Consider the following 1,392-nt stretch of genomic DNA (forward strand, 5'->3'; position numbering starts at 1 on the left):
GAGTCTTCCGGTGGATCTGCTCATCGACCGGGCTGGAGCGAAGTGGTCTTCCGGTGGACAAGAATTGCTCGGCGCCATCCGGAGACAGTCGAGGCACGACATAGAACAGGGCCTCGCGCAGTGAGGCCGCCATAGGCTTTGCCAGTGGTTTCCCGCCGACTTGTTCAGCGCCTGACATCAATGCGATCAGGTCGGAAACGATGGCCAGAGCCACATTGGTGCCGCACACCTCGCTGGCGTGCATGTTCGCGTCGATCCAGACCGCCGGACGCAGACGGTCTGGATCCCTGCCCACAATGAGCATGGGAATGCTTCTACCTTCGGCGGACTGGCCGAGCGAGCACAGGCGAACGAGGTCTGCGTGCGTAGCCGCCCAGCCCTCCAACTGCCCCATGAGTTGTGCGTAGTTCAGGTAGCGATCTCGGAACATCGTGGTCTATTTCTGCAACGCCCTATGGATGGGCTCGCGGTCAATGTACCGACGTCCTTACACGCGAAAAATGCGCTGTATCTGATGCTTGCATTGACCCAGACCGATGTTTGCCGACTGCATGGAGCTACTCGACGACACACGGCACTGCAGCGGAATACAACAAATCGATGGGATTTACACTGCGATTACATTGATGAAAATCGATGCAGTGAAGGTTCTATCGCAACGTGCGAGCAGCACTGCGGAACCTCCACCAGGATTCTTCTCATGCGACAAGTACACGATGTAGATCTCAAGTTGCTTCGAGTCTTTGACGCGGTCGTCCGTTGCGGCGGCTTCTCGGCTGCGCAGGCAATGCTCAACGTTGGGCAATCCACCATCAGTGCGCAGATCGGCAGTTTGGAGGTTCGGCTGGGTGTGCGGCTCTGTGAGCGTGGGCGTGGAGGGTTTCGACTCACTGAGCAAGGCGCGGCTGCGCACGCCGCCACTCAGCGCCTGCTTGGCGCGATTGACGACTTCCGGAATGAATCGGCGCTGCTGACCAGCCTGGTGTCGGGAACCTTGAACCTCGGCATCATCGACAACACCGTTGCCGACGAGCGTTCACCGCTGCGCAACGCGTTGAAGCGGTTCTCCGCTCGAGGACCGKATCTGCGTATCAACGTCTACATGGGCATGCCGGCAGAACTTGAGCAGCGCGTGTTAGATGGCCGGCTACATCTCGCTGTCGGCCACTTCCCGTTTCATGCCCCTGGCAGCACGGCTATTGCACTCTATGAAGAAGTCCATGGCCTGTACTGCGAGGCGACGCACCCATTGGCCAAGTCAGGCCGTGAAACCTCTGATGTCATGGAGGGCCTCAAGCAGGCACGAATCGTCTCGCGCGGCTATCTGAGACGACGTGACCTGGACCTGCTTGGCGCCGAATCCGCAGCCTCGACAGCGGACAACATCGAAGC

General features: G+C 59.2%; 2 protein-coding genes. One reads left to right on the top strand and one right to left on the bottom strand.

Annotated elements, in window-relative coordinates; all coding sequences use genetic code 11:
* Nucleotides 1-430: M14 family zinc carboxypeptidase (locus tag AC1DU6_RS31205; protein ID WP_477862010.1), on the bottom strand; the 430-nt coding region annotated here is incomplete at its 3' end.
* Between the two features lie 270 nt (nt 431-700).
* On the opposite strand from AC1DU6_RS31205, the gene AC1DU6_RS31210 reads away from it, so the two are divergent.
* On the top strand, nt 701-1,392 hold a 692-nt coding region (locus AC1DU6_RS31210; protein ID WP_477862012.1), incomplete at its 3' end, for a LysR family transcriptional regulator.

The sequence above is a fragment of the Roseateles sp. P5_B10 genome (genome assembly GCF_056400485.1).